Annotated in this window: 4 protein-coding genes and 1 other annotated feature; of the genes, 2 read left to right on the top strand and 2 right to left on the bottom strand. The window is 61.1% G+C overall.

Translation table 11 applies throughout. The annotated features are described in order from the left end of the window. Together DBR30_RS13675 and DBR30_RS13670 are read right to left on the bottom strand one after the other, a co-directional pair. Positions 1-1,534: ATP-dependent DNA helicase (locus tag DBR30_RS13675; RefSeq protein WP_375135851.1), on the bottom strand; the 1,534-nt coding region annotated here is incomplete at its 3' end. Between the two features lie 67 nt (positions 1,535-1,601). Then, complete coding sequence (locus DBR30_RS13670; RefSeq protein ID WP_005336755.1) at positions 1,602-1,847, bottom strand: hypothetical protein; 246 nt, start codon at positions 1,845-1,847, stop codon at positions 1,602-1,604. Positions 1,848-2,031: 184 nt separating this feature from the next. Further along, positions 2,032-2,160 (top strand) — a sequence feature (His leader region). A gap of 25 nt (positions 2,161-2,185) precedes the next feature. Between DBR30_RS13670 and hisG the strand changes: the two genes are divergently transcribed. Both hisG and hisD read left to right on the top strand, forming a co-directional pair. After that, positions 2,186-3,082 (top strand): ATP phosphoribosyltransferase, encoded by an 897-nt coding sequence (gene hisG, locus DBR30_RS13665; protein WP_071910208.1) that lies wholly within the window; start codon positions 2,186-2,188, stop codon positions 3,080-3,082. A 12-nt stretch (positions 3,083-3,094) separates the two neighbouring features. After that, positions 3,095-4,378: histidinol dehydrogenase (hisD, locus tag DBR30_RS13660; RefSeq protein WP_108588393.1), on the top strand; the 1,284-nt coding region annotated here is incomplete at its 3' end.

Raw genomic sequence — 4,378 nt, 5'->3', positions numbered from 1 at the left:
TCTCGACAAACTCCTTGAGCAGCCGCTGCTTGTTGTCCTCCCCCTGCAGCAAGACGGTACGGCCAATCTCCCGGCGCAGCACCTCGGCCACCTGACGCATCACCTGATGGCTGGTGCAGAGGAAGAAACAGCCCCCCGGCGTCTTGTTGATAAGCGGGATCATCAGATTGGCCAACTGCTCGCCACGACCAAAGGCGTTGGGCTCCGGCAGATAGCGGGGCACACAGAGCCGCGCCTGCTCGCCATAGTCGAACGGACTGTCGAGGATCAGCTCAGCGCTGCCCGCCAGCCCCAGCTCGGCTTTGAAGTGATCAAACCGCATATCCACCGTCAGGGTGGCGGAGGTGAAGACCCAGGCCACTTCCGGTCTTTGCACCTCGGCACTGAATCGCTCGGCCACCGATAGCGGCGTCAGATTAAGGGTGAAATGAAGCCGTGAGCAGTCGTACCAGTAGGAGAAACCGGTCTGGTTGACCACCAGCACTTCACCCAAGCGGGTGCGCAATTCACTGATGCGCTCGAAGGTGTGATCCAGCTGCTCGCCACGGCCAAGAGCCAGTTTCAGCACCTCGTAGCAGAGCCCGATGGCATCGTTAAGACGAGCCAAAGCCTGTCCCCAAAGTGGCTGGCGCAGCATGTCGCGGGTATTGCCGCGACCGCCATCCACTCCGAAGGCGAGCCGCAGATCCTGGCTGGCGATGGCAAGCCTGTCCGCCGCCTTGCCAAGCTGGGCCATGTCGTGGGCCTCGGCCCGATAGGCCAGCTGGATATCCTGCGCCAGATCCTGAATCGTTCGGCTGCCCACCGACTTGCCGAAGTAGTTGGTGGCGATCTCCGGCAGCTGGTGTGCCTCGTCAAACACATAGACTTGCGCCTCCGGCACCAACTCGCCAAATCCGGTGTCTTTCACCGCCATATCGGCGAAGAAGAGGTGGTGGTTGATCACCACCACCTGGGCATCCATGGCACGGCGGCGAGCCACCACCAGATGGCAGTCGTCGTAATAGGGGCAGTCGCGACCGAGGCAATTTTCATTGGTGCTGGTGACGTGCGCGAGGATCTCGGCGTTCTCCTGCAGCCCCGGAATATCCCCCACGTCGCCGTTGTCGGTGGCGGTGGACCAGGACTTCACCTTGACCAGGTCATTGAGCACTTCCGGCTTTTGCAGGTGGGATTCGCTTAACAGCCGGTTCATCCGCTCGATGCACAGATAGTTGCTGCGCCCCTTGAGCAGGGCCACCGGCGGGGTGTAGGAGAGCGCCCCCGTGATGGTGGGGAGATCCCGGTAGAAAAGCTGCTCCTGCAGGTTCTTGGAGCCGGTGCTGATCACCACCCGTTTGCCGGATTCCAGCGCCGGCACCAGGTAGGCGTAGGTCTTGCCGGTACCGGTGCCCGCCTCCACCAGCAAGCGACCATGCTCCTTGATGGCACGCGCCACCGCTTCGGCCATCTCCAGTTGGGGAGCGCGGGCTTTGAAACCGTCGATATGGCTGGCCAGAGGGCCATCTGGCTTGAACAGGGTCTGGATGGTCAAAAGGGCGTCCCGCAGCAAAAGCGGCCATTATGCCAAAAGCGCGGCAAAAGCGGGACAGATAATCTGCCTAGACGAACAGATCGATCTGATGCTCGGGGTCCGGCTTGTGATCACCCTCCTCCGCCTTGGGCTGATCACGTTTGGCTGGCGTGCTATACGCCTGCTGGCGCTGCTGGGAGTCACTGTTGTCAGTGCTGGTCTTGCGCAGCTGGTGCTTTTTGCTGATCTGATTCACTTCCCGCTTGATCTCTTCGCTGCCGGGCGCAGCAGGCGCCCGGGGCAAAATGGGAAACAACAGGTCCTGGCTGGGCATGATGGCGACTCCTGCAGGGGTTATTGTCTAGTTATCGACCAGAAAACCGTTTTCGCCACTTTAATCGATCAAATCACAATTTCGGGTTGCATTTTCTGTCAAGGCAGGTAGTTTAAATCAGGCGTCAATTACGACATCTTATTTTGTAAAGGATTGATTACATGAAGTTCGCCACCCTGAAGACTCACCACCATCATCATCCCGACTAGTCTTTCAGGAGGTTGACTGCTGGAAGACACTTAACTGGTGACTTCCAAAAGGACCGCAAGATTCATAAACCCTCGGAAGCACCCACTTCCGAGGGTTTTTTCGTTTTTGACTAGAAGGAAATCGAGCAAATGGAAACACAACGTCTGCGTATCGCCATGCAAAAGTCCGGTCGTCTGAGCCAGGACTCCCAAGCCCTGTTCAAGAGCTGCGGCCTGAAAATCAACCTGCGCGAGCAGCGCCTTATCGCCCATGTCGAGAACATGCCCATCGATATCCTGCGGGTGCGTGATGATGACATCCCGGGTCTGGTGATGGAAGGGGTGGTCGACCTTGGCATCATCGGCGAAAACGTGCTGGAAGAGGTGCAGCTTATTCGCGCCTCACAGGGCCTGCCATTCGAGGTCAAAACCCTCAAGCAGCTGGACTTTGGTGGCTGCCGCCTCTCGCTGGCGGTGCCGGAAGATGTGACCTACACAGGGCCAGAGAGCCTGGCCGGCAAGCGCATCGCCACCTCCTACCCCGGGCTGCTCAAGCGCTTCTTTGACGAAAAGGGGCTCGGCTTCAAGAGCGTGATGCTGGGCGGCTCGGTGGAAGTGGCACCCCGTGCGGGTCTGGCCGATGCCATCTGCGATCTGGTCTCCACCGGCGCGACCCTGGAAGCCAATGGCCTCAAAGAGGTAGAGGTGATCTACCGCTCCAAGGCGGTACTGGTACAGGCCCCCAACCCCTTGTCCGATGCCAAGCAGAAGCTCATCGACAAATTGCTGCCCCGCATTCAGGGGATGCAGCAGGCCCGCGAGAGCAAATACATCATGCTGCACGCCCCCAAAGACAAGCTCGATGCCATCACCGATCTGCTGCCGGGTGCCGAGCGCCCCACCATCATGCAGCTGGCCGGTGACACCAATCAGGTGGCCCTGCACGTCGTCTCCAGCGAGACCCTGTTCTGGGAGACCATGGAGCAGCTCAAGGCCCTCGGTGCCAGCTCCATTCTGGTGCTGCCCATCGAAAAAATGATGGAATAAGGAAGGGACATCATGCAGACCCTGATCTGGAAGACCCTCTCCCCTGTCCAGCAGGCCGACGTGCTGACTCGGCCGGCCTTGAGTGACGAGGCCGATATCGGCGCCGTGGTCAAAGAGATCATCGCCGCGGTGCGTAGCCGGGGCGATGAGGCCCTGCGCGAGCTGAGCCAGCGCTTCGAGCGCGCCCCCCGTGAGCAGCTGCGCGTTAGCGAGGTAGAGATTGAAGCCGCCTGCGCGCGGCTGGATAACGACATCAAATGCGCCATCAAAGCGGCCATTGCCAATATTCGCACCTTCCACGCCGCACAAGTGCAACCTGTGGTACGAGTGGAGACCCAGCCCGGGGTGGTGTGCGAGCTGCGAACCCAGCCCATCAGCCGGGTCGGTCTCTATGTGCCGGGGGGCAGCGCACCGCTCCCCTCCACCGTGATGATGCTGGCCATTCCGGCTGCTATCGCCGGTTGCCGGGAAGTGGTGCTCTGCACCCCGTCCCCGGCCAGCGACGAGATCCTGTTTGCCGCCCGCGCCTGTGGGGTCGAGAAGGTGTTCGCTATCGGCGGCGCCCAGGCCATCGCCGCCATGGCTTACGGCACCGAGAGCATTCCCAAAGTGGACAAGATCTTCGGCCCGGGCAACGCCTATGTGACCGAAGCCAAGGGGCAGGTTTCCCGCGACTGGCGCGGCGCCGCCATCGACATGCCCGCCGGCCCCTCCGAGGTGCTGGTGATTGCCGACGAGAGCGCCAACCCGACCTTCGTGGCGGCGGATCTGCTCTCCCAGGCCGAGCATGGCCCAGACAGTCAGGTGGTGCTGGTAACCACCTCGCCACTGCTGGCCGATGCCATCGCAGGAGAAATCAAGAGCCAGCTGGCCAAGTTGAGCCGCCGCGATATCGCCGCGCAGGCGCTGGGCTCAAGTCTGGTGATCCTCTGTGACGATCTGGCCGAGGCGTGTGCCATCTCCAACGCCTACGCGCCGGAGCACCTGATTGTGCAGACCCGAGCCCCGCGCGATCTGCTGGACCTGCTTGAAAATGCCGGTTCCATCTTTCTGGGAGCATGGACACCGGAATCGGTCGGCGATTACGCCAGCGGCACCAATCACACACTGCCAACTTATGGCTATGCCCGCACCTGTTCCAGCCTTGGCCTCGCCGATTATCAGCGCCGCTATACGGTGCAGGAGCTGAGCGAGCGCGGCATTCAGGGCCTTGGCCCCATCGTCGAGCGCATCGCCCAGGCCGAAGGGCTCGATGGCCACAAAAATGCCGTCACCCTCAGGTTGAACGCCCTGGCC

This window comes from Aeromonas sp. HMWF017 (genome assembly GCF_003061465.1).
GTDB classification, from domain to species: Bacteria; Pseudomonadota; Gammaproteobacteria; order Enterobacterales; family Aeromonadaceae; genus Aeromonas; species Aeromonas veronii.
This window is presented reverse-complemented; position numbering and strand designations above follow the sequence as displayed.

Coding starts and splice junctions, on each gene's coding strand:
- DBR30_RS13670 (WP_005336755.1), bottom strand. CDS start 1,847: ATGCCCAGCCAGGACCTGTTGTTTCCCATTTTGCCCCGGGCGCCTGCT.
- hisG (WP_071910208.1), top strand. CDS start 2,186: ATGGAAACACAACGTCTGCGTATCGCCATGCAAAAGTCCGGTCGTCTG.